The following is a 1,628-nucleotide window of genomic DNA, read 5'->3' as shown; positions in this document are numbered from 1 at the left end:
AAAATAGAAAATAATGCTAAAAAAGAAAATAAATTTCAAAAAAACTCCGTTCAGGTTGTGAATCAGGAAGTTGTAAACCTTGCCGGTTCAGTGGCGGCGTGGCTTCCGGGACAGATTCAGGACAAATTAAAGAGCAACCTGCAGGAATTTCTTGGAATGAAAACTGTGGTTGACTCAAAGTCCGAGGCGGCATTAAAAAAACTCCAGGCGGAAAGCGAAAGCAATGCCCGCGATGAGTCCACCGCAATCGAGCTTGGAAAAATTACAACCGCAAAATACGCGCTCTTTACAAAAATTCGCAAGACAGGCAACGGATATGTAATCAGCGTGGATTTTACCGACCTTACAACTGGCGAGCAGATGGCAAGCGCAACAAGCAAGGAATATTCAAAGGCCGAATACCTTTACGGCTCAACTGGCGCAATAGACGAGCTAACCCTTACGCTTGGCGAAAAACTTGGCATTCAGATAAGCGACCTGAACAAGAATCTTCTTGCGAGCGGCTCTTCAAACTTTAGCGTTGACGACCAGCTTGCCCTTGCAAAGCAGAATGAGGCTCAGTTCCAGAAGATGATGAACGAGTACGATGCTGAGCTTTCCAAGCTTATGACAAGCAACGACATAAACGCCATCCAGAACAAGAACCGTATTGAGGCGGAAAAAGCCCTGCTTAAAGAAAAACAAAATGCGGAAAAAAAACGACAGGAAGAACTGAAGGCACAAAAGGCACGTGCCGACGCGGACTCAAAACTTGAGGCGGAACGAAGCATTGCCCTAAAGACACAGCGCGACAAGCTTGCAAAAGATGCCGCGGCAAAAGCAGCCGAGGTGCGCAAGCTAAAGACAGAAAAGCAGGGAGTGCTCGGCCTTATAAGCATGCTTGAAAGCAAGAAGAAGGCGCTCGTGGAGATACGGCAGGGTGTGGAAGCGCGCAGCGTGGAACTTTACACGCAGATGAAAGATGACGAGACAGAGCAGGCCTTAAAAATTCTTGAGGCAAACTGGGCGAGCGTCGAGATGAAGGACGGAAAACCCACCGAGGCCGCAAAGCAGCGCAGGGCGAACAAGGTGCTTTCAAACAACGATGCTCTTCTTGCAAAGTTCCTTGCCGACTGCGAGAGCGTAAAGCAGTCTACAATGGCGCAGCAGAACGCGCTTTTGCAGAGCATTGACGCGGACTACAAGACGCTTGCCGCAGTAAAGACTGTGAGCAGCATGGGAGGCGAGCTTAAGGTGGGCTACGGAACCTACGACGGCGACAAGTGCGGCTGGAACGCCTACCTCTCGCTGTATTCGGACGGAATCCTGCTCTTCCAGGACACGTTCATTGTAAAGTACGAGACACTAGCAGGAAAGGCAGCCCCTGACATGGCAACGGCGAGCGACGCGCAGCTTGAAGAGTACATAAGCAACACCGACATGTACACGTCTCTTCTGGTGCGCGGAGACCCTATTTTGTACTTTGAGCTTGACTACAACGCCATAGCCGCCGCAAAGGACAAGCCCAGCACCTATACATTCTACTTTACAAAGCTGCGCGCAATAAACACCGTGAGCGGCAAAGTTGTGCAGACAAGCACGCTCAACGAGGAGCTTGTGCGCGAGATGAAGCCAGTGCAGGATTTGCG

General features: G+C 50.2%; 1 protein-coding gene. It reads left to right on the top strand.

Translation table 11 applies throughout. The features are described 5' to 3' along the window. Nucleotides 1-1,628 (top strand): coiled-coil domain-containing protein (locus B2X33_RS01045; RefSeq protein ID WP_296666894.1); only part of this gene is annotated, 1,628 nt, incomplete at both ends.

Source organism: Treponema sp. UBA785 (assembly GCF_002297065.1).
GTDB lineage: Bacteria > Spirochaetota > Spirochaetia > Treponematales > Treponemataceae > Treponema_D.
The sequence above is the reverse complement of the archived record's forward strand: the minus strand, read 5'-3'. Positions and strand labels throughout refer to the sequence as shown.